Below are 21,610 nucleotides of genomic sequence, written 5' to 3'. Positions count from 1 at the left end.
AATGAACTGGTCTACTTTTCAAACTTATAATGATTCTCCAGAGAGAGCATTTGAAATTTTATGTAACCAATTGTTTGAAAACTGGAATAAGAGAGAATACAATGATAAACTTGCCTCTTTCAGCGTTGTTAATGGATCTGGCGGCGATGGCGGTGTGGAATCTTATTCTACTCTAACCGATGGAAAAATCGTTGGATTACAGGCAAAATGGTTTCTTTACAGTCTTTCTGGTAATCAAATCCAACAAATAAAAAAATCAATTGAAACTGCTGTCAAAATTCGTCCGCAGATATTCCGATATATTGTATGTATACCTCGTGACCTAGCATCCGACACTGGAAGAGGTACTAATACAGAAAGCAAACGTTGGGAAGCTTTATTGAAAGATATTAAATCAAAACATCCTGATCTAATTGTTGAATTGTGGAACGAAACTCGTATAGTAAAAGAATTACAAGAGGACTCATCAGCCGGTATCAAGAAATATTGGTTTGAAAATTCTGAAACATCTGAAGATTCTTTCATTTTTGCTTTTAAAAAAAGCAAAGAAAGTTGGTTAAAAACAAAATATGTTCCCGACCTAAATGCGTATGGAAGTATCGACAATTATATTTCATTAACTTTGGGTGAAGTAAACAAACGAGGAGAATTAGCCGATACGTCCTTGAAGGTTGCTGTTCTGTGTGAACAATTAGATAAAGCAATACTTGAATTTCAAGAAGTATTAAAGGATAAAGATGCAGAATTAAAAGCTGAATTAGATAATATTTTTGCAAAAGCAAGCTTGCTTAGTAGCACCTGTAGGACTATACACGCTTGGTGTATACAAGAATCTGTTTCTATTTGCGACATCGATAGAAGTGCATTTAGTTTTGACTTTGAAAGTAGCCGTGAAACTATAAATAGAAGTCACGGAACAGTGTATCATCAGTTTCACCTATCAGAAGTAACAAAAGTTCTTCGTAGATTATCTTCTATTGATATATACCGAATTCTTGATGAATTCGACTATAGTTTATGTACGAACCCAGTTTTATTTTTAGGTGAACCGGGGACAGGAAAAACACACGGAGTTGCAGCTTCATCAGAAAAGTTATTTGGTAACTGTATTCACACTCCATTAGTTATACAGGCTCGTAATATTTCTCCAAGCTCGAATTGGAAAGATATAATTAGTTCTGCTCTTGGGTTATCCTCAAATTGGAGCGAAGATGAAATATGGCAAGCAATGATTTCAATTGTGAATAGACATCGTTTTTCTTCTGCATACATAGATTCTAATATTAAAATCGTTCCTAAGATTCTTTTAATTGTGGATGGAATAGACGAATGTGCTCCGTATGAAATTTGGAATGACCGAATAAAAGAAGCGGGCATAATAACAAAAAGATATCAGCAAATCAGATTCTGCTTTACATCTAGACCATTTATATTTCCTAAGAAACTAAGTGGTGTTACAACAAAACGCTTGGGCTCTGCTGGCGACGTACTTACTCACACTTTGTTTGAACGTTATATGGAAGCATACAATATTAACGCTCAAAATTACGGATGGTTAAAATTCGCTTTAACCACACCTTTATCATTAAAAGTGTTCTGTGAGCTAAACGAAGGAAAAACTGTAGAATATACAAAAAATACCGATGTTTTTTTAACAAATTTATTGCGCAGTAAAATTGACCTTATTGAAAAAGAATTTGCCAAAGAAGAAAAAATATCCATTAAGAATCAGTATATTCTAAGAGCTATATTAGAGCTTTCAAACCTGTTTTTAAAGAGCAAATCCATTGAATATAGCGATGTCATTTCATATCTAATTAGTAACCTTGGTACAACTCAACAACAATGCGAAAGAGTTCTACAGTATTTGGAAAACTATGGAATTCTCTCGTCTTTTTGCAAACACGGAGAAGGTTTGAATCCGGATTTGCATTTCTATATCCCGGGAACACAAGGCTATTTCGATTATGCAATGGCATTAAAATTGTTGGAGTCATATGATCATCCGCAAAATATAGATTTTGAACAGTGTTCTGCAATAGAAAATGAGGCTTTGTATGCATTGTCCGTAATGGCGATGCAAAACCATAATTATTTAATTACCAGAAATAAGACTATTGATCATGCTATTGATGAATGGTCTAAACAAGATCTGCAGTTTTTTGCTTTGAGGCACACTTCTCACGAAAATGGAGCATTGTTCAAAGAACGTTCATTAAAAATAATGTCTGAAAATGCAGATGGACTAATGACTATTACCAACGACCTTATTTTACCGCTTTGCAGAGATGTCGATCATCCTCTTGGTGTTAAACTGTTGGATGAGTTTCTCTTTTCCTTTGACTTACCCGCACAACGCGATCTGTTTTGGTCTGTGCCCAGCTTTCTCAGAGATTCTGATGGCTATAAGTGGCATACTTTGCAGTCGATTAGTTTAGATGAAGAAGAGTATGTACTGACTAAGGAAGATGTTTTTAACGGATGCCCTTCTGTATATGCGTGGTCACTTTCGACATTAAATAATACTTTACGAAAAGAATACCGTTCCAACCTTATGCGTTGGGCAAAATACAATCCTTGTGAATTCTATAACTTGTTTATAAAATTTTCCACTATAAACGATCCGCAAATTAGAAGTGATCTATTTTCAATCCTTGTATGCTTAGTATATGACGGTGCTGATAGTGCCCTTATTAAAAAAGCCAGTGATTGGATGATGGATAATATTTTAAGTCCATCAAAAGTGCTTAATATTATGGATGTATCTATACGATACTACGCTATTGCTATAGTTCATAAGGCAGTTTTAGTTGGACTTTATAATAGTACTGATGTTTCAACTTATATGCCACCCTATAAGGCTGATAGTTATGATATTCCACTTGACGAAAAAGCGTTATCTGGAACACGGATGAGCGGATATAGTGCTATCGACTATGACTTAGCAAGATATGTTTTGATTGATCATTTCGAATCGGCATTTTCACAATATGGTCATAGAGATGGCGATCAAATCACCGATTTAATAAGCAAAATTGCTCAACTTCAACCCGAATTTGCAAATATTAAAAATGAACAATTTATTATATCAGCTGCTTTTGCATATCTTTCACAAGTAGGCTGGAATGAAGATGAATTTTATAATTTTAAACAAAAAGAACAGGGTGATGGGATAATAGGTGGATTAGATGTTGCTATATTAAGAAGGTACACTCCTGCGACACATGGCTCAAAAAGTTCTGTTATGACAGTATGTGAAAAATACATTTGGCAATTTCGAAATCATATGGACGGATTTCTTGCAGATAGATTATTATATTGGAATAACTACGAGCCAGAAAATATTAGAGATTATGGATTGCTTGATGATTTCATAATACCTATACAGGATGTCGAACAAATTGATCCCGATGAATTGCCCGAGGATAATCCTTGGTATATTCCCGAACCAAAGACTGCAATCATAGAAGCAGAAAACTGTAGTAAAGAAGAAGTTATCAATAGCGTTATTCACGCCCCAAACTTGAATTGGGATAAATGGATTACTATAAATAATGCTGACAAGCAATATAGAATAAATAGCGATACTTTGTTGGCATTGAACAACTATTCTTGTTTTTATGGTTCTGCGGGTGTTGAGACCTGTATCTTTATTAGTTCAATAATTATTGATAAGGATGATCTTGATGCATTCGTTGATAAATTGAGCAGTGATAAAGATTTATCTAAAAGAGTATCGAATCCTGTCGATTGGCACGGTGGCATTGTTTCCTCCTGTTACATAACCCCCAAAGAGGTTTGTTGGTTCCCGTGGAAAAAAAGATATAATAGTAGTAATGTCGAAGATTTCCCTGATTTTTCTATACAGTCGGCAGTCGATGGCTGTTGTTATAATTTTCCTGAATACGGTGATGTGTACTATGATATTCCGTCTGAGCCAATCAGAAAATTACTTAACATTGTAGATTCTAATGGATATATCTTTTATGACGATAATAAGGAAATCAAAGCACACTATTCAATTTCAGGAGAAAAGTGGAGAACGGCTCAAAATTATTTACTTGTCGATAAAAATGAACTGTTGGATGCTCTACAAAATAGCGATAAGTCTTTGATATGGATTATGCGAGAATATCGAAGAGAAGATGGAAAAGCCATTGAGCGATATGGGAAGTTCTATGCAGAGAAGGATAGTAGTTATGTGGGATGTTTTAGAAACGGAGAATTTGTCGTTAAACAAATTAACAATGAAACATCACATTCTCAAATACCCTAACCAAACAATCTCTAGCTTATAACGCAAAAATGGCACAGGATATTTCTTGTGCCATTTTTACCTACTCAAATATTAAGTTTTTATCAACTATTTTTTTACACTCTCTTGGATATTATTCATTCTCTGCATCCAGAGCATCATATCGGTTGCTTTTAGTTCTTCGGTGACGTCTTCTTTTTTGGCATATTGTTTTACCAATCGAGAAAAGAGTTGTTGGGCTTGTTCTTCGGTATCGGCAATGTGGGAATGAAGTTTGCCGGAAGTGAGCAGATTGTAATACAAAACTTTGCGGTGGTGCTTTAAGTAGTTTAACCTGCGTTGTTCCCATACTCCGATATAACCGGTTTCTTCTTCCATCGGTAAAGTTAAATTTGACAAAAGATAATCGCCCTGTTGAGTATATGTACCGCCAAATTGTTCAAATAATGTGTTATTCATAGTAAAACCTCCTTTGATACTCAAATTGTATCAAAGGAGGCTTTCTTTTTGCGATGTGCGATTTATAAATTTACAAATTTAGTTCGTGCCAAAAATTACAACGAACTTTTGCAATCTGTGCCACTTTTTACGACGAATAGTCTGTATTCTGATCTATTCATTATGTTCGTTATATTCGTTTGGTATTCGTTATATTTACTTTTTCATTTACCATTAATTTTGTTGAAACATGAAATTGATTTGTTGGGATTGAATTTTATCGAAAATAATGATTGATGCAAATTATGATACACAATTAAAAAGGCGTTGGAGATTGATTTCTCCAACGCTTTCGTTTTTATGGGCTTTTTATAAAAATCTAATCAATCACCTAAAACTTGATTTATATATCAAACTAATGTAGAATAATATAGGGAGTATATTTTTGTTTCGGAGGTGAGTGACATAAACAAGATTTCAAGAGATATTTTCAAAGCGATTCATGAAGGTAAGTGGATTGCTGTTGAGTACAGGAACAAACAGCAAAATGTAACAAAATATTGGATTGGAATTAAAAACATAAATCCATATAAAAAATTACTCATTGTTGATGGTCTTAATGTCGCTACATCGGAAATGAAAGAATTGAATTTGTATTATGATTCTATAATTGACGCAAATTTGATTGAAGGTTCATTTTGCAAAATAAACTCTAAACTACTTGAAGATATAGAAGAACATTCCTCAAGGTATTCATTTATCTTTAATAATGTAGCAAATTTGAAGCTTCTTGATTATTATAGTGAGTGTAATAAGCTCGATAATACTCCTTATCGCAACGATTATAAACTTATTGATGAACTTGATATTGATGTCATTGGTGAAGGAAATTACAATTTAAGCAATGAACAGTTTGAACATTTAGTAAAAGTTTATAATTATAATGCTAAAAATAAGAATCAAAACAAAATGCCTCGTTCAGTGTCTCTGTGTATGAATATATGTAGTATTCATACTAAAAAAGGACTTTATGTACTTGCTTATAAAAAACTTTTGTTTGATGTTAAAAACCGCACCCTTACACAAGATGATGAAGTGTCTGTTTGTCGAGAGTTTACCGTTGACGGTTTAAAGATAAGTGCACATTGGTTTCTTGATGCAGACGAGTTCCAATTACTTGATAAGTTTGAGGAAAATTCCGAGCTTATTAAAGATTTAATTACTAAGAACAACCCTGAATACAACGGCGTTGATGATATGCCATATGTTATGGCTTTGTCACGAGATTTTACAATAAATCTTGACAAAGAGTATGACGCCATTCTTAAAATGTATGAAAACAACACGGTGACATATCCGATTAAAGCTTTTTTTGGGGACTTAACGGCTAAACCAAGGAAAATTAAGAATTACCCTTTGGCTTTATATAATGATAAAGTAAATCTTGACCAACTTTTAGCAATACATAATGGTTTGAAATATCCTGTTTTGTATGTGCAAGGGCCTCCGGGAAGCGGAAAAACAAATACCATTCTCAATACAGTTGTTACTGCATTTTTTAATAACAAAAGTGTTTTGATTTCATCGTATAATAATCATCCGGTTGATGAGATTTATCAAAAACTTTCTCATCTTAAATATAAAGGTAACGATATACCATTCCCGATAATCCGTCTTGGAAACGGTGATAAGCTCAAAGAAGCAATTAAACAGATACGACACTTGTTTGAGATTACCGCATCTATGAAAGTGTTTGATTCGTCATTGAACAGAAAAAAGAACGATGAAGAACACAAAACCAAGGCTTTAAGTGATTTGCTTCGTAAATATGAAGAAAAGCTTGATATGAATGAACGAAAAGAAATGATAAGAACAATGATTTCTTCTTCAAATAATTTGACTTTTCTCACGGATTTGCAAGGCAAACAGCTTACCAAAGTAAATAGTGCGCTTAAAGAGATAGGAGAAATTACAGATAACGATATTAAGCCACTAATTACACAAGACAGACTTGAATTGTTAAAGTATTTGAATTTTACTTCAGCTAAGTTTATTAAACGATTATCAGAGCCTAAATATGAGGAACTTGCTGATATTATATTCACTAAAGACATAAACGAAGCAGCAAAACAATTAAATCAGTATCTTTCAAATGATGAGAATTTTCAAAAATTTCTCAAGATATTTCCCATTGTTGCAACAACAAATATTTCTGCTCATCGGTTGGGAGAACCAAAACAATATTTTGATATGGTTATTATGGATGAGGCAAGTCAGTGTGATACTGCGGTAGCACTTGTTCCGATTATCAGAGGTGAACAGCTTTTGCTTGTAGGCGATCCGCAACAGTTAAAACCGGTTATTTTACTTGACGAAAAGAATAATTTGGTTTTAAAAAAGAGATATAATATTACTGATGAATATGATTATAAAAACAAATCTGTTTATCAAACGTTTCTTTCTGCCGATGCTGTCAGTGATGAAGTTTTGCTAAGCTATCATTATAGATGTCATCCGAAGATAATAGAATTTAATAATAAAAAATACTATAACAACAAGCTTAATGTACTGTCTTCTGATAATGAAAAGCAACCGCTTGAATTTATAGAATGTCATTCAAAAAATGCAACATTGAAAAATACAAGTGAGAGTGAGGCAAGAGAAATTGTTCACTATGTTAAAACTCATCCTGACAAAACGATTGCAGTTATTACACCATTTGTAAATCAGCGTAATAAAATTCAAGAAGAATTAAATCAAAACGGAATTACTAACGTTGATTGCGGAACTGTACATGCATTTCAAGGGGATGAAAAACAAGAAATAATTTTTTCATTAGCCCTTACTGATAAGACGCATGAAAAAACATATTCTTGGTTAAAGAATAACAAAGAACTTATAAATGTTGCAACATCAAGAGCTAAAGAAAAATTAGTTATTGCAGGTGACAAAGATCAAATAAACAGACTTCACCATCCGGGAGATGATGACGATTTGTTTGAATTGTGTAATTATGTTCGATTAAACGGAAAAACAACCGTAACAGAGCGTGTGCCCGAATCAAGAGCACTTGGAATTAAACCTTACAGCACAGAAACAGAAACAGCATTTTTAGAAACGTTAAATCATGCTATAACCGCTATGATGATTACTAAATCAAAATATGTTGTTAAAAAGGAGGTCCCTATTTCGCAGGTGTTCAATTCTTCAAATCAAGTGAATGATTTATTCTATACAGGTAGATTTGACTATATAGTATATGAACGTGACGGAAAAGAATTGTTGCCGATTTTTGCGATTGAGCTTGATGGCAATGAGCACACAAATGACGTTAGGGTAATTGAAAGGGATAAAAAGAAGCAGCAAATATGTGATGAACATAGTTTTCAGCTTATTCGTGTTCCAAACAACTATGCAAGACGATATAATTATGCAAAAGAAATCTTGTCATCATTCTTTGAAAATTCAAGAAGATAATAAATATTCCAATTTAAAAATGAGCCGAGAGGGGATACCTCTTGGCTCATTTTTTGTGAACACACAACACTTATTTAAATTTTGATGATTATTTTATACTTTATTGAATTGGCTTTTCATTGAAAAACGCTTGAAACCCTTGAAAACAGTGGGTTTTTATCGTAAGCCTCAATCATTATATGATTATGATACATAGGTGCTTACGAGGGTTGTTTTTTACTAAACCGCTATGCAAAATTCGTATGTAATTGGTTGAAGTTGGTTATCTTTAGCCCAATTTGTACGCTGGAATTGCACGGTTCGTACAGGACATATTACATTGACCATCTGACCGCCGACAGAACCGGCTTGCTTAGAAGTAAGGTCGCCGTTGTAGCCCTGCTTAAGATTTACACCAACCTCGTTGGCAGCTTCCATCTTGAAGCGGTTGAGAGCGTCCTTAGCTTCAGGAACTGTATTCTTTGCCATTGTTGATACACCTCGCTTATCGATATTTGCAAAGGCGTGTTGTTGTACAAAAACGCTTTCGCCCTTGCAAAACATCACTTTCACCTTGCAAGTTTATTTTGTGTATCGTATTCGATTTTACAACTGAAAAATTTTTACAATTGATAAATTTACAAAAATAAAGCCCAACGATTGCTCGCCGGACTTTTGGTATGCAAAAAGCATTCATTTTGGCTAATATATTGACATACAATTATGTTTTTCACTTAATAAAATTAAGTCAAAATATTTTTGCCGAGTGAAAATATAATTTAAAACCCAAACATCATTTTGCATATTTTCTTTCCGCAGGAGGTTTTGAAAATTCTGTCATAAGCATTTTGAACAGCCTGTTTTGAAAGATTTTCCTCATACATATTAACGAGAAAATCAGCTTCAACAAGAATTTGATAGTCAATTCCGTCAATATTGTCATATGTATGATGATGCGCTATTAAATATTGCACTCGATTGGACACTTTGTCATTAAAACCTAATTTTTTCAGTAATTGTTTTGCTATCGGCGGTCCTTCTTTTTCCTGCAATTTTCCGTTGCAGCTTCCGTATTTTTCTTCACAGATATGAATTCCTATATCGTGGGTAAGTGCTGCCGTTTCAATTATAAATAATGTTTCGTCGTCAACATTTTCTGCCTCTGCAATGAGTTTTGCATAGCTGTGAACTTTGCAAAAATGCTGAATTCTCTTTGCGTCTCCGTTGTATAACTCTATCATTGCTAAATGCAGTTTGTTTATCATTTTGATACTTCCTTTTGAGTTCGTTTTATGTTAAAGAATTTAGCGGTGCTTTGCAGCCTTTGTGGATTTTACCTTGAAGGTTGCAGATTTCATTTTGAATTTCTTCCGTGCTTGTTATTCTTGAGCCTTTTGTTATCTATACTCTATTTATTGTTTAAAAGCTGAAGGCCCATTACGATGATCCACATATATGCACAGGTTTTTGGAATCATAAGCAAGCCAACCTTTGGCTTTGTTTTGCTGAACAATGTTACAGGGATGTAGCAACCGAATGAAATGATGATTGCGGTAACCATTCTTGTCATATGAAGGTCGTTAGTATTGCCTGAAATTGCGTAAAGAATGATTACGCCGATACCCGTTACTGCGAAAACTGCGTTTCTGATAATGGAAAGCTTCATATTGCCTTCGTCTGAACACCAGTTGTTTTGCGGAAGAACGCAGATTACAATTCTGATGATTGCGGAAATCCAAATCATTGCTTCAACTGCAACGGGTGCTGTCAATTCGGGGAATGTAAGCTTCCAAATGTACAACAAAACAATGTAGAATGCCGTCATTGTGATTGAAGAAACCTGCAAACCGATGCCGAGCTGTCTTTTGATTTTGTCGTTGCTACCGTGAACCGCTCTGATAATTCTCGGAACAAGGTGGAATGCGTCACCGCCGCAAAGCGTCAATGTCAACACGCCGTACAAGATGAACAAAGGATTGCCCTTTGAAAATGCGAAGAATAAAATACCTGCGATTAAGTCGAAAATCAAATATCCTGCGTCAAAAATTGCTTCCATAATATCCGGAACTTGCGGTTTGTATTTGTCGTTTGCCATAATTAAAACTCCTTTTTTACTCTAAATATATTAACATTCTAAATTTCATTTCTTGTTTAAACATTCTTCTGCGTTATTGCAGATTTTTTCAAAAATGTTTTTGAATGTTGCGATTTCCTCGTCCGAAAATCCTTTGAGCACATCGTGGGCGAAACGCTTTTGCGTGTCGATACCATCGTGAATTATGCTTTTTGCACTTTCGGTCACAAAAATCTCTATGTGTTTTTTGTTGCTTTCGCTTTGCTTCTTTTCAATCAAGCCTTTGTTTTCAAGCGATTTGAGCGAGGTTGAAACATGCGATTTTGTTGATTTGCGAATTTTGACAATGTCTGCCGCCGTGTTGAATTCGGGGTTGCCGTGCAAAAACATAAGTATATCATATTCCATTTGGGTCAAATCATACTTGTCGCAAATCGAACTTGTGAGCGATTCGTAATATCCTGTAATTGTTTTGTGTCTGTCCCAAAAATACATATTGTCACTCCTTGCTAATCGTTCTATTTAGAACTATTATAGCGTGCGGTATATAGTTTGTCAATACATATATTTTTGCGATAGTTGTAATTTGATTAAAAACAGACAGTCAAAATACTTGTTTTCTTGAAATGTTTGTTGAATTAAGTCGAATAAATTAATCTCTTTTTGTAAAATTATTCGTTTTTCGTTAAAATGCACGAAAAAAGCGATGGAAAATTGTTGAAAAAACAGAAAGTGATGATTTTTCACGAAAATTGATGAAATTCTATTGCACAATCATTTATGTTGTGCTAATATGTGTAGCATAGCAAGTGAGAATTTTTCACGAACTACGAAATACATATTTACAAAAATGGGTGGGTAAAAAGTAATGAACGAAACAATGAAAATCCTCATTGCCGATGACTCGGAGTTGTTCGGTAAAGAGTGCAAAAAAGAACTGAAAAAATTTGGCTTTGAATCAATCTTGACCAAAAAGGAAGGCAGAAAAGTGATAGAGCTTTTGCAAAGCGGACACTTTGATGCCGTGATTATGGATGTGTTTATGAGCGGTCTGGACGGAATAGAGGTTTTGGATTATATCCGTGAAAATGTAAGCAATCCGCCGCTTGTGATGATGCTGTCTTCTGTTGATAATGAGGGGTTTGAACAGCGGATAATGAACGCCGGAGCAGATTTCTATTTTATCAAGCCTGTTGAACCGTCATCGGTTGCAAAAAGAGTGCAAAGCCTTGCAGGTTGGAAAAAGGAAAACAGCAAGAAAGTGGGATTTGTTGAGCGTGATACCGAAGTTGTTATTTCGGATATTATGAGGCAAATCGGAGTGCCGGCACACATCAAGGGTTATCAGTATTTGCGTACGGCTATTGATTTGAGCATAAATGATGCTGAAATGCTTGAGGGTGTGACAAAACTTCTCTATCCAACTATCGCAAAAATGTATTCAACAACCTCGTCAAGAGTTGAAAGGGCAATCCGCCATGCGATTGAAGTCGCGTGGAACAGAGGCGATGTTGATGTGTTGTCGTCATATTTCGGCTACACCATCCAATCGGACAGAGGCAAGCCGACAAACAGCGAGTTCATCGCTATGATTGCCGACAGAATCAAACTTTCTATGCACAAATCACATACGGTTTGATATTTACATAATTGTGAATTTGTTATATAATCACTGTTGAGGTGATTGTTATGAGGTTTATTATTGTGCGTCACGGCGACCCTGATTATTCAATCGATTCACTTACGCCAAAAGGTTGGAAAGAAGCGGAACTTTTGTCGGACAGACTTGTAAAACTTGATGTGAAGAATTTTTACTGTTCGCCGCTTGGCAGAGCAAAGGACACTGCGTCCAAAACGCTTGAAAAACTCAGCCGTAAAGCCGAAACATTAAAATGGGCAAGAGAATTTGAGGGCAAGGTTAAAATAAACGGTGAAACCAAAAGTGCTTGGGACAGGCTTCCTACCGAGTGGACGGATAACCCCGATTTTTACAGCCCGCAAAATTGGATTAAAACTCAGATTATGCAAAGCGGAAATGTTGAAAAAAAGTACAAAAAGGTTTGCAGAGGTGTTGATGAGCTTCTTGCAAAGCACGGATATGTACATAAAGGCAATATTTTTGAAGTTAAAGAAGCAAATCACGATACTATCGTGTTGTTTTGTCATTTTGGTGTTGAGTGTGTTATTTTGTCACATATTTTCGGTTGTTCTCCAATGGTTTTGTGGCATAATTTTGTGGCTTTGCCAACCTCGGTTACCACTTTGATTACCGAAGAAAGGGAAGAAGGAATTGCCGTTTTCAGAATTCAGCAATTCGGCGATATAAGCCATTTGTATGCAGGAGGCGAAGAGCCTGCGTTTGCCGCAAGATTTTGCGAGTGCTTTTCGGACGACACAAGACATTGACAGATTTGAATTGAACCGCAATTTGATTGATTTCACTTTGCGGTTTTGTTTTTGTCTTATTGATTGACTGAAAAGAAAGTTTTATGTATAATATAATGTAAATATATAGCGGAAGTGATAATATGGCAGATAAAAAAGACTGCATGGCGGAATGCTGTGAAACTTCGTGTATTCACAAAAATTTGCTTGCAAAGGTAAATGAAAAAATGCCTGATGAAACGGAACTTTATGATTTGTCGGAGCTTTTTAAGGTGTTTGGCGATTCTACAAGAATAAGAATACTTTTTGTTTTGTTTGAAGAAGAAGTTTGTGTTTGTGATTTGGCAGAACAGCTTAATATGACGCAATCGGCAATTTCGCATCAACTCAGAATTTTGAAGCAAAACAAACTTGTTAAAAACAGACGAGAGGGCAAGTCGATGTTTTATTCTCTTGCCGATGACCATGTGCGTACAATTATTGCAATGGGACTTGAGCATATAGAGGAAAACGATTAATTTTTTATTGGAGGCGGTATGATGAAACGGTTATTTAGCATTTTTCTTGCTATAGCTTTGTTTGTTACTGCTTCTTTTTCATTTGAGTCGGTTTCGTTTGCGGCTGATGACGATTTGGGTACGAGAATAAAAGACAGCAACACTTTTTATAAATATGACGAAACGACAAAAACATTTTTTATAAACGGTGAGGGAGATGTTCCGAATCTTTCAAACAATTCAAAAGATCGGCCGTGGGCTGATTGGGAAAGCGATAAAATTCAAAATGTTGTGGTTGCCGAGGGCATAACTTCCATAGGCAATTATTTGTTTTATCAAGTGGGGGCAACCTCGTTTTCGCTTCCTCGAAGTCTTAAAAAAATCGGCAGATATTCTCTGTCGTGCACGAGAGGAATGAAAGAATGGACCCTTCCGTTTGGCGTGCAGACAATTTCGGATTACGCTTTTTATAATTGCATATATATGGAAACGGTTAATTTGCCGTCATCGGTTAAAACAATCGGCGACAGTGCGTTTTATAATTGTCGCAGCCTTAAAAGTGTGAATATTCCGTCAAGCGTTACCGCTGTAGGCAAAAACTCTTTTTACGCCTGCTCGGCACTCAATGAGGTTAATTTTGCTTCGCTCACGCAAACCACCGCGGTTTCGCTGTCGGCTTTTTTGGGATGCCCAAACTTAAAATCCGTTAACTTTTCTATGAATGTTTCGTGCAATGCAAAATCGTTCGGTTATATCAACAGCACAACCAAGACAGACGGATTTACCATGGGCGTTTTCAAAAATTCTCCTGCTTACAGTTACGCTCAGGGAAACGGCTTTGATTATGTTTTGCTTGATGAAGTGCCTGTAAAATGCGGTGTGGAATATGCCGCTTCCTTTACGGATGACAATATCGGCGATAGCTTTCATTATACATTTACTCCGGATAAAACTCAGGAGTATGTGATGTATTCTGTCGGCGGATGCGATACTTATGCAAAACTGTATCTTGACGGTGAGATTATAGCCCAAAATGACGATATTGATTTAAGCCAAAACGGATTTGGAATAAAACAAATTTTAAATAAAGGCAAAACATATGATTTGTATGTTACCTCAATGAAAATGACGGGTAACTTCAGCGTTCGTGTTTATCCTCAAAACATTGAAAATTTTGATGTTTATAACGGTAAAATCACCTTAAATGCGGCAGACGGCAGACTTGTCGGCAACAACAGGATTTTTGATATAACAAAAGATATGATGAAGGCTTTTGTTGTTGATTTAACTTTTGCCGACGGTACGGTTGACAGTCTCTTTATTGATGATTATATTGCGGGCGAGCACCTTAAAATTGTTGACAATCAGCGTGAAAAGCCTTTTGCTTGCGGAAATAACAACGGCTTGCTTTCTTTAGGCGACAAAACCGCAACATATGATATTTATGTTGAACACAGTTATGCTCAAAAGGTTGTTGAACCGACCGCTGACGATGACGGCTACACTCTTCATTACTGCATTAATTGCAATGTAAGCTACAAGGATAATTTTGTACCTACAACTTCGTATGTTGTTACCGGTAAGTGCGTTATGGCAGAGGATAGCTTTTATACCCATAATGAGGATGTGCCGTATTCTCATGTGTATATTACCGTTGACGGCAGAAGATACAATGTAAATGATGACGGTACATTTGCAATCAGGACTTTTGAAGATTGCTATATTACATTCAATAATCTTTACGGCGGAAATATTGTGAGAAAAATTGATGTTACGAATAACGGAAACTATGATTTCGGTACCGTTGCACTTAAAGGATATGACCTCAACGGTGACGGATATATAAATGCAAAGGACTATGCGATTTATTACAAAGAAATGAGAGAAAAACTCGGCGAGGACTACTGGCGGTTTGGCGACAATTTCTTGATTTGGCAATAGCAAGAGGCATAATGTACAATTATGTCTTTTGTTTTTTTATTATATTATATTATATAACTATTGAAATAAAATCTGTAACAAGGTATAATAATTAATATTAAAATGGAAAAATATGTCGTTGAGGTTTTCGGCATATGGGAAAGGACAAGACTTTATGAAAAAAGTTGCAATCATTATGGGTTCGGACAGCGATTTGCCTATCGTTACTCCGGCTATCAAACAACTCAAAGATTTGGGGATTGAAACCGAGGTGAGAGTTATGTCGGCTCACCGTACTCCGGAGGCCGCACACGAATTTTCAAAAAACGCTGTTAAAAACGGTTTTGGCGTTATTATTGCCGCAGCAGGTATGGCGGCTCATCTCGGCGGAGTTTTGGCTGCTTCAACAACTCTCCCTGTTATCGGAATTCCGTGTTCGGCAAAGGTGCTTGACGGTATGGACGCAATGCTTGCAACTGTTATGATGCCTCCGGGAATTCCTGTTGCTACAGTCGGTGTAAATGCGGCTAAAAATGCGGCACTTCTTGCGGCGGAAATTTTGGCTGTAGGCGATGACGGGCTTATGAGCAAACTCGTTGCTATGCGTGAGGATATGGCAAAGCAGGTTGAAGAAAAAGACAAGGCTCTTCAAGAAAAAATCAAAGAAATATAACAATAGGGTATAAGGAGAATACATTATGGAAAAAAGCTTCAGCGAAAGCTATGCGGCAGCAGGCGTAGATGTAACAGCGGGATATAAGTCGGTTGAACTTATCAAATCACATGTTAAAAGAACAAACATTCCGGGAGTCATCGGCGGTATCGGCGGCTTCGGCGGTATGTTTGAACTTGCGGCAAACGAATACAAAAATCCTGTTCTCGTTTCGGGTACAGACGGTGTAGGTACAAAAATCAAACTTGCTTTTCTTATGGATAAGCACGATACAATCGGCATTGACTGCGTTGCAATGTGCGTAAACGATGTTGCTTGTTCAGGTGCAAAGCCGCTTTTCTTCCTTGATTATATTGCTTGCGGCAAGAATTATCCTGAAAAAATCGAGCAGATAGTTAAAGGCGTTGCAGACGGTTGCGTTCAGTCGGGTTGTGCTCTTGTAGGCGGCGAAACTGCAGAACATCCGGGTATGATGCCTGATGAGGAATACGACCTTGCAGGCTTTACAGTTGGTATCGGTGAAAAGGACAAGCTTGTATCGGGCGAGCACCTCAAGGCAGGCGACGCCATCATCGGTGTTGCATCATCGGGTATTCACTCAAACGGCTTTTCACTTATTCGCAAGGTGTTCAATATCAACAGCGAAACTATTGCTGTTAAGTATGACGAACTCGGCACAACTCTCGGTGAAACGCTCCTTACTCCTACAAGAATTTATGTAAAGCCTCTCCTCACTCTTATGGACAATGTAAGAGTAAACGCTATTTCTCACATCACAGGCGGCGGCTTTTATGAGAATGTTCCGAGAATGCTCAACGATAACACTCTTGCCGTTATCGAAAAGGACAAATGCTTCAAGCTTCCTATTTTTGACCTTATTCAAAAAACAGGCAACATTTCCGAGCATGATATGTATAATACATTTAATATGGGCACAGGTCTTATGCTTGCGGTTGATTCCGACAAGGCAGACGAGGCTGTAAGAATTCTTAATGAAAACGGCGAGCAGGCAACAATTATCGGCGAAATCAAAAACGGCGAAAAGGGAGTAGAAATATGCTGAACATAGCGGTGTTTGTTTCCGGAGGGGGAACAAATCTTCAGGCTCTTATTGACGCACAGGACAGGGGCGAAATCAAAAACGGCAAAATCACCTTTGTCCTTGCTTCAAACGAAAACGCATATGCTCTTGAGCGTGCAAAAAAAGCAGGTATTGAAAGCACGGTTGTTAACCGAAAAGCATATGATACAAAGGCAGATTATGACAAAGCCGTACTCAAAGCTCTTGAGGGCAGAAATATCGACTTGATTGTTCTTGCCGGATTTTTGTCAATCCTCGGCGAGGATTTGGTTAACGAATACAAAAACAGAATTATCAACATTCACCCAAGCCTTATCCCGCTTTTCTGCGGTGACGGATTTTACGGCAAAAAGGTGCATACTGCTGTTCTCAACAGCGGTATGAAGGTTACGGGTGCAACCGCTCATTTTGTAAATGAAATTACCGACGGCGGTGCAATTATTTTGCAAAAGGCTGTTCCGATTGAACAGGGCGATAACGAGGATGTTCTTCAGTATCGTGTTATGCGTCAGGCTGAATGGGAGATTTTGCCTAAAGCCGTATCGCTTTTCTGCGAGGGCAGAATAAAAATTAACGGAAACAAAACAGAAATTATTTGAGGTTAGATATGAATATAGAATCACTTGCAAAAGAACTTAACACAAATACATATCCGGGACGAGGCATTGTTCTCGGCAAATCAAAGGACGGCAAAAAGGCTGTAATCGCTTATTTTATTATGGGTCGTTCGGTTAACTCACGCAACAGAATTTTTGAAGAAAATGACAGAGGCGGTATCCGTACAAAGGCTTTTGACGAAAGCAAGATGGAAGACCCGAGTCTTATTATCTACAATCCTGTTCTTAAATTTGAGGACAAAACAATTGTTACAAACGGCGACCAAACAGACACAATCTATGATTGCTTTGCAAACGGCAAGTGCTACATTCACGCACTTCGCACTCGTGAGTTTGAGCCTGACGCACCGAACTATACTCCAAGAATTTCGGGTGTTGTTAAGCCAAACGGCGACTATAATTTGTCAATCCTCAAATCAAACAACGGCGAGCCGCAGTGCGTAAGATATTTCTTTGAATATCCGGCAACAGCAGGTCTCGGACACTTCATCCACACATATAAATGTGACGGTGATCCTATTCCGTCATTTGAGGGCGAACCTACCCCTGTTGAAATCGGTGACGAAAGCATTGATGATTTCACCAAGATGGTTTGGGATAACCTCAACGAGGACAACAAGGTTTCTCTTTTCACTCGTTATATCGACCTTGAAACAGGCACAGAGGAAACAAGAATTATTAATAAAAACAACTAATTATATTCGGAGGATGTTATGAGAGTTTTGGTAGTAGGTTCGGGCGGCAGAGAACACGCTCTTATCAGAAAAATCAAGGAGTCAAGCAAAGTTGATTATATTGCGTGCTGTCCCGGCAACGGCGGCATTTCGTATGATGCTGAATGTTTTGATGTCGGTGCAACCGACATTGACGGAGCGGTTGAACTTGCAAAAAAGATAAAGGCTGATTTTGTGGTTGTCGCTCCCGACGATCCGCTTGTACTCGGTATGGTAGATGCACTCAACGAGGCAGGCTTTGCAACCTTCGGTCCAAAGGCAAATGCCGCAATTATCGAAGGCTCCAAGGTTTTCTCAAAGGATCTTATGGAAAAGTACAATATTCCTACTGCCGAATACAAGGTGTTCAATGACCCGGCGGATGTAATTGACTATATTAAGGAAAAGAACGAATTTCCTACCGTTATCAAGGCTGACGGTCTTGCACTCGGCAAGGGCGTAATCATTCCCGAAACACTTGATGAGGCTGTTGCGGGTGTAAAGGAAATTATGGAAGATAAGATTTTCGGCGACTCGGGCAACAATGTTGTTGTTGAGGAATTCCTCACAGGCCCTGAAGTTTCTGTTCTTGCATTCACAGACGGCAAGTGTGTAAAACCTATGGTAACTTCTATGGACCACAAGCGTGCACTTGACGGTGACAAGGGTCTTAACACAGGCGGTATGGGCACTGTTTCTCCAAATCCTTATTATACAGAGGAAATTGCCAAGGAATGTATGGAAAAAATTTTTGTTCCTACTATTGAGGCTATGAACAGCGAGGGCAGAACTTTTAAAGGTTGCCTTTACTTCGGATTGATGCTTACACCGAAAGGACCAAAGGTAATTGAATATAACTGTCGTTTCGGCGACCCTGAAACACAGGTTGTTTTGCCAAGACTTAAAACTGATATTATTGATATTTTTGAGGCTATCAACAACGGCACACTTGCAGATTTGGACATTGAGTGGGACGAAAGAGCTTGCACTTGCGTAATTATGGCTTCGGGCGGTTATCCAAAATCTTATCCAAAGGGAATAGAGATTACAGGTCTTACCGACGGTCAGCTTGACGGTGTAACCGTTTATCACGCAGGCACAAAACTTCAGGACGGCAAGCTTGTAACTGCCGGCGGCAGAGTTCTCGGCGTTACCGCTCTCGGCAATGATTTAAAGGAAGCACTTGCAAAATCTTATGCCGCTGTTGAGCAAATTCACTTTGACGGTGCTCATTACAGAAAAGATATCGGTGCAAAAGCACTCAAGGCTTTGCAGTAAATATGAACAAATTGTCAATTTTGTCAAAAAATACAAAATGTTATTGACAATTATACAAAATGGAATTATACTGAATTAAACAACATTATACGCCATAATTGCGTCATTTTGTATGTAAATGCAAAAACAAAAAATTATATATAGTTTTAAATATATAAAAATATATATTTTGGGGGTTTGACCATGGCAACTGTCAAAAAGAACAATACAAAGAAAATTGTTTGGGCTGTTATTGCCGTTATTCTGGTTGTTGCAATTATTGTTGCATCCGTGATAATAGGCAAAAACGGCAAAAAAACAGAGGTAACACTTAATACGGTATCTACAAGTTCTATCACTCAGACCGTATCTTCAACAGGTCAGGTAAGTTCCGGTGTTAAAAAGGAATACAAGCCCGGTTCTGTTGCTACCGTAAAAAAGGTTTATGTAAAAGTCGGTGACAAAGTTAGAAAAGGCGACAAGCTTGCTTCGTTTGACACAAGCACTCTTGATTCTCAGGTTGCAAGCCTTAATTCCGCATATGCAAATTCAAACGCTTCGTATCAAGAGGCAGTTCAACATCAGGCAGAAGCGGCAAAGCAACTCAGCTCAATTAATAAAAGCATAGCAAAGACCGAAAAAACTTTGAAAAAGCTTCAAAAAGCCGAGCAGAAGAAAAACACTACCGCTACCACCGTTACTCAAAAACAAACAACAACTGCGGCGGCTTCAACAACAAGACCTAATATTACTATGCCAACCAGACCTTCGGCAACAACTACCGAATCAACAACAAAGTGTGAGCACGAGCTCGGTGCACCGTATAAGCAGAATAATTATGCTTATCACTATGCAACATGTTCAAAGTGCGGTGCAACCGTTCAGGAAGTTCACTCTTTCGCTTCTCCTGTAAAGTTTGATAACAATATCCATACATACACTTGCACAAAGTGCGGATATGTAAAGAAAGAAGCACATATTTTTGAATCAAACTCGCTCAGTGCAACATGTACAGTATGCGGTGCACAGCGTACAACAGGCTTTAACGAAACAGAAGTAAAGATTCAAATCGCTCTTGAAGAACTTCAACCGGTATTTGATTCACTCAAAGATCTCGGTGACGCATCAAAGCAAATCGTTGAGCTTCTTACAGGTCTTGCAAAGGACCTTGCGGATATCGCAAAAGATGTTGATGATTTAACCAGTACAATTACTCTTGTTGCCAACACAATTATGCAACAAATCGCTTCGGGCAACTGGAGTGCAGATAAAATTGCTGACGCAGTCGGCAAGTCGGTTACAGCTGCAATTAAACAGGGTATGATTGAGTTTATTGACAGCGGTGCTGCTGTTAAAATGATTGAAACTGCCGTTAAATCCGTTGATTGGAAGGCAATCGGCAGAGGTATTGCCGAGTCGGATAATTTCGGATTGGCTTCGGCTCAGGTTCAACTTGCCGCTCTTTATGCTCAAAAGGAAGTTTATACAATTACAGCTGCAGCTTCAACAGTTAATGCTCAAAAACAGGCAAAGGATGCCGCAAAGAAAGCATATGATACAGCTAAAAATGCAAGAGATGACCTTGCTAAGGGTTGGACAGCTGAATTTTCCGGTGTTATTACAACCTGTGATATAGAATCCGGTTCACAAACAACCGCACTTTCAACAGGTATTACTCTTGAAAATATGAAAAAGAGAGTTGTAACGATTTCTCTCGGTGAATACGATGTTCACAAGGTTAAAGAGGGAATGGCTGCAACGGTTAAAACAGCGTACGGTACATATGACGGTGTTGTTGCTTCTATTGCACCTACCGCAACAGGCGGTTCATCGGGTTCTGTGCTTGACAGCGTAGGCTCAATGGCAGGTATCAGCGGTCTTTCTTCACTTACCGATTCCGGTGCAGGTGTTGAATGTAAAATAGTTGTTGATCATCCTGACGAAAACATCATTGTCGGTTTTGATGCCGATGTTGAAATTGTAACCGGTATATACAACGATATACCTTGTGTTCCTATTGAATCCATAGTTCTTGAAAAAGAGGGCACATATGTTTATCTTTATGATTCGGAGGAAGGCACAGTAACAAAAACAAAGATTGAAACAGGTGCAACCTCGGATACTTCGTATGAGATAAAGTCAGGAATTTCAGTTGGTGACCAAATTGTTGCAACTCCTCAAACAGACTACGAGGAAGATACATTCAAGGTAAAAGTTGTAACCAATAAAACTAAATAAGAGGTA

General features: G+C 37.5%; 16 protein-coding genes and 1 pseudogene. 12 read left to right on the top strand and 5 right to left on the bottom strand.

Translation table 11 applies throughout. The features are described 5' to 3' along the window. Position 1 precedes the first annotated feature (1 nt). Complete coding sequence (locus Q0E08_RS06300; RefSeq protein WP_294778095.1) at positions 2 to 4,276, top strand: hypothetical protein; 4,275 nt, start codon at positions 2 to 4, stop codon at positions 4,274 to 4,276. 87 nt (positions 4,277 to 4,363) lie between these two features. On the opposite strand, the gene Q0E08_RS06295 is transcribed toward Q0E08_RS06300, so the two are convergent. Then, the gene (locus tag Q0E08_RS06295; RefSeq protein WP_294778093.1) at positions 4,364 to 4,714 is read right to left on the bottom strand and encodes a TnpV protein; all 351 of its coding nucleotides are present in this window, start codon (positions 4,712 to 4,714) and stop codon (positions 4,364 to 4,366) included. Positions 4,715 to 5,149: 435 nt separating this feature from the next. On the opposite strand from Q0E08_RS06295, the gene Q0E08_RS06290 reads away from it, so the two are divergent. Next, entirely contained in the window at positions 5,150 to 8,170 is a 3,021-nt protein-coding gene (locus Q0E08_RS06290; protein WP_294778091.1) for an AAA domain-containing protein, read from the top strand. 321 nt (positions 8,171 to 8,491) lie between these two features. On the opposite strand, the pseudogene Q0E08_RS06285 reads toward Q0E08_RS06290, so the two are convergent. The 4 genes and pseudogenes from Q0E08_RS06285 to Q0E08_RS06270 all read right to left on the bottom strand — a co-directional run. Then, positions 8,492 to 8,638: pseudogene (locus tag Q0E08_RS06285) on the bottom strand (alpha/beta-type small acid-soluble spore protein); the annotation flags it as partial. A 290-nt stretch (positions 8,639 to 8,928) separates the two neighbouring features. Then, a complete protein-coding gene (locus Q0E08_RS06280) occupies positions 8,929 to 9,414 on the bottom strand; it encodes an HD domain-containing protein (protein WP_294778089.1) in 486 nt (161 codons plus the stop codon). Positions 9,415 to 9,557: 143 nt separating this feature from the next. Next, positions 9,558 to 10,244 (bottom strand): hypothetical protein, encoded by a 687-nt coding sequence (locus Q0E08_RS06275; protein ID WP_294778087.1) that lies wholly within the window; start codon positions 10,242 to 10,244, stop codon positions 9,558 to 9,560. Positions 10,245 to 10,289: 45 nt separating this feature from the next. Then, positions 10,290 to 10,718 (bottom strand): MarR family winged helix-turn-helix transcriptional regulator, encoded by a 429-nt coding sequence (locus Q0E08_RS06270; protein WP_294778085.1) that lies wholly within the window; start codon positions 10,716 to 10,718, stop codon positions 10,290 to 10,292. Positions 10,719 to 11,091: 373 nt separating this feature from the next. Between Q0E08_RS06270 and spo0A the strand changes: the two genes are divergently transcribed. The 10 genes from spo0A to Q0E08_RS06220 all read left to right on the top strand — a co-directional run bounded on the left by spo0A (position 11,092) and on the right by Q0E08_RS06220 (position 21,604). Next, the gene (gene spo0A, locus Q0E08_RS06265; RefSeq protein ID WP_294778083.1) at positions 11,092 to 11,862 is read left to right on the top strand and encodes a sporulation transcription factor Spo0A; all 771 of its coding nucleotides are present in this window, start codon (positions 11,092 to 11,094) and stop codon (positions 11,860 to 11,862) included. Between the two features lie 50 nt (positions 11,863 to 11,912). Beyond that, the gene (locus Q0E08_RS06260; RefSeq protein WP_294778081.1) at positions 11,913 to 12,629 is read left to right on the top strand and encodes a histidine phosphatase family protein; all 717 of its coding nucleotides are present in this window, start codon (positions 11,913 to 11,915) and stop codon (positions 12,627 to 12,629) included. Positions 12,630 to 12,751: 122 nt separating this feature from the next. After that, on the top strand, positions 12,752 to 13,126 hold the full coding sequence (locus Q0E08_RS06255) for a helix-turn-helix transcriptional regulator (protein ID WP_294778079.1): 375 nt from the start codon (positions 12,752 to 12,754) through the stop codon (positions 13,124 to 13,126). A gap of 18 nt (positions 13,127 to 13,144) precedes the next feature. Next, positions 13,145 to 15,046: a leucine-rich repeat protein gene (locus tag Q0E08_RS06250; RefSeq protein ID WP_294778077.1), complete on the top strand. Its 1,902-nt coding sequence runs from the start codon at positions 13,145 to 13,147 to the stop codon at positions 15,044 to 15,046. Between the two features lie 154 nt (positions 15,047 to 15,200). Next, the gene (purE, locus tag Q0E08_RS06245; RefSeq protein ID WP_294778075.1) at positions 15,201 to 15,698 is read left to right on the top strand and encodes a 5-(carboxyamino)imidazole ribonucleotide mutase; all 498 of its coding nucleotides are present in this window, start codon (positions 15,201 to 15,203) and stop codon (positions 15,696 to 15,698) included. A 25-nt stretch (positions 15,699 to 15,723) separates the two neighbouring features. Then, the gene (gene purM, locus Q0E08_RS06240; protein WP_294778073.1) at positions 15,724 to 16,761 is read left to right on the top strand and encodes a phosphoribosylformylglycinamidine cyclo-ligase; all 1,038 of its coding nucleotides are present in this window, start codon (positions 15,724 to 15,726) and stop codon (positions 16,759 to 16,761) included. Then, positions 16,755 to 17,378, top strand: a complete 624-nt coding sequence (gene purN / locus Q0E08_RS06235) for a phosphoribosylglycinamide formyltransferase (protein WP_294778071.1) — start codon at positions 16,755 to 16,757, stop codon at positions 17,376 to 17,378. The genes purM and purN overlap by 7 nt, the downstream gene beginning before the upstream one ends. Before the next feature lie 8 nt (positions 17,379 to 17,386). Beyond that, positions 17,387 to 18,091, top strand: coding sequence for an IMP cyclohydrolase (locus tag Q0E08_RS06230; protein ID WP_294778069.1), 705 nt, complete (start codon positions 17,387 to 17,389; stop codon positions 18,089 to 18,091). Between the two features lie 18 nt (positions 18,092 to 18,109). Then, on the top strand, positions 18,110 to 19,387 hold the full coding sequence (gene purD / locus Q0E08_RS06225; protein ID WP_294778067.1) for a phosphoribosylamine--glycine ligase: 1,278 nt from the start codon (positions 18,110 to 18,112) through the stop codon (positions 19,385 to 19,387). Positions 19,388 to 19,570: 183 nt separating this feature from the next. Further along, entirely contained in the window at positions 19,571 to 21,604 is a 2,034-nt protein-coding gene (locus Q0E08_RS06220; RefSeq protein ID WP_294778066.1) for a biotin/lipoyl-binding protein, read from the top strand. Positions 21,605 to 21,610 lie beyond the last annotated feature (6 nt).

This window comes from uncultured Eubacterium sp. (assembly GCF_934561735.1).
Taxonomy (GTDB): domain Bacteria; phylum Bacillota; class Clostridia; order Oscillospirales; family Acutalibacteraceae; genus Eubacterium_R.
The sequence above is the reverse complement of the archived record's forward strand: the minus strand, read 5'-3'. Positions and strand labels throughout refer to the sequence as shown.

What these genes read in the sequence shown, in the direction of transcription:
- Q0E08_RS06300 (WP_294778095.1), top strand. Translation starts at nt 2, where the DNA reads ATGAACTGGTCTACTTTTCAAACTTATAATGATTCTCCAGAGAGAGCA.
- Q0E08_RS06295 (WP_294778093.1), bottom strand. Translation starts at nt 4,714, where the DNA reads ATGAATAACACATTATTTGAACAATTTGGCGGTACATATACTCAACAG.
- Q0E08_RS06280 (WP_294778089.1), bottom strand. Translation starts at nt 9,414, where the DNA reads ATGATAAACAAACTGCATTTAGCAATGATAGAGTTATACAACGGAGAC.
- Q0E08_RS06275 (WP_294778087.1), bottom strand. Translation starts at nt 10,244, where the DNA reads ATGGCAAACGACAAATACAAACCGCAAGTTCCGGATATTATGGAAGCA.
- Q0E08_RS06270 (WP_294778085.1), bottom strand. Translation starts at nt 10,718, where the DNA reads ATGTATTTTTGGGACAGACACAAAACAATTACAGGATATTACGAATCG.
- spo0A (WP_294778083.1), top strand. Translation starts at nt 11,092, where the DNA reads ATGAACGAAACAATGAAAATCCTCATTGCCGATGACTCGGAGTTGTTC.
- Q0E08_RS06260 (WP_294778081.1), top strand. Translation starts at nt 11,913, where the DNA reads ATGAGGTTTATTATTGTGCGTCACGGCGACCCTGATTATTCAATCGAT.
- Q0E08_RS06255 (WP_294778079.1), top strand. Translation starts at nt 12,752, where the DNA reads ATGGCAGATAAAAAAGACTGCATGGCGGAATGCTGTGAAACTTCGTGT.
- Q0E08_RS06250 (WP_294778077.1), top strand. Translation starts at nt 13,145, where the DNA reads ATGATGAAACGGTTATTTAGCATTTTTCTTGCTATAGCTTTGTTTGTT.
- purE (WP_294778075.1), top strand. Translation starts at nt 15,201, where the DNA reads ATGAAAAAAGTTGCAATCATTATGGGTTCGGACAGCGATTTGCCTATC.
- purM (WP_294778073.1), top strand. Translation starts at nt 15,724, where the DNA reads ATGGAAAAAAGCTTCAGCGAAAGCTATGCGGCAGCAGGCGTAGATGTA.
- purN (WP_294778071.1), top strand. Translation starts at nt 16,755, where the DNA reads ATGCTGAACATAGCGGTGTTTGTTTCCGGAGGGGGAACAAATCTTCAG.
- Q0E08_RS06230 (WP_294778069.1), top strand. Translation starts at nt 17,387, where the DNA reads ATGAATATAGAATCACTTGCAAAAGAACTTAACACAAATACATATCCG.
- purD (WP_294778067.1), top strand. Translation starts at nt 18,110, where the DNA reads ATGAGAGTTTTGGTAGTAGGTTCGGGCGGCAGAGAACACGCTCTTATC.
- Q0E08_RS06220 (WP_294778066.1), top strand. Translation starts at nt 19,571, where the DNA reads ATGGCAACTGTCAAAAAGAACAATACAAAGAAAATTGTTTGGGCTGTT.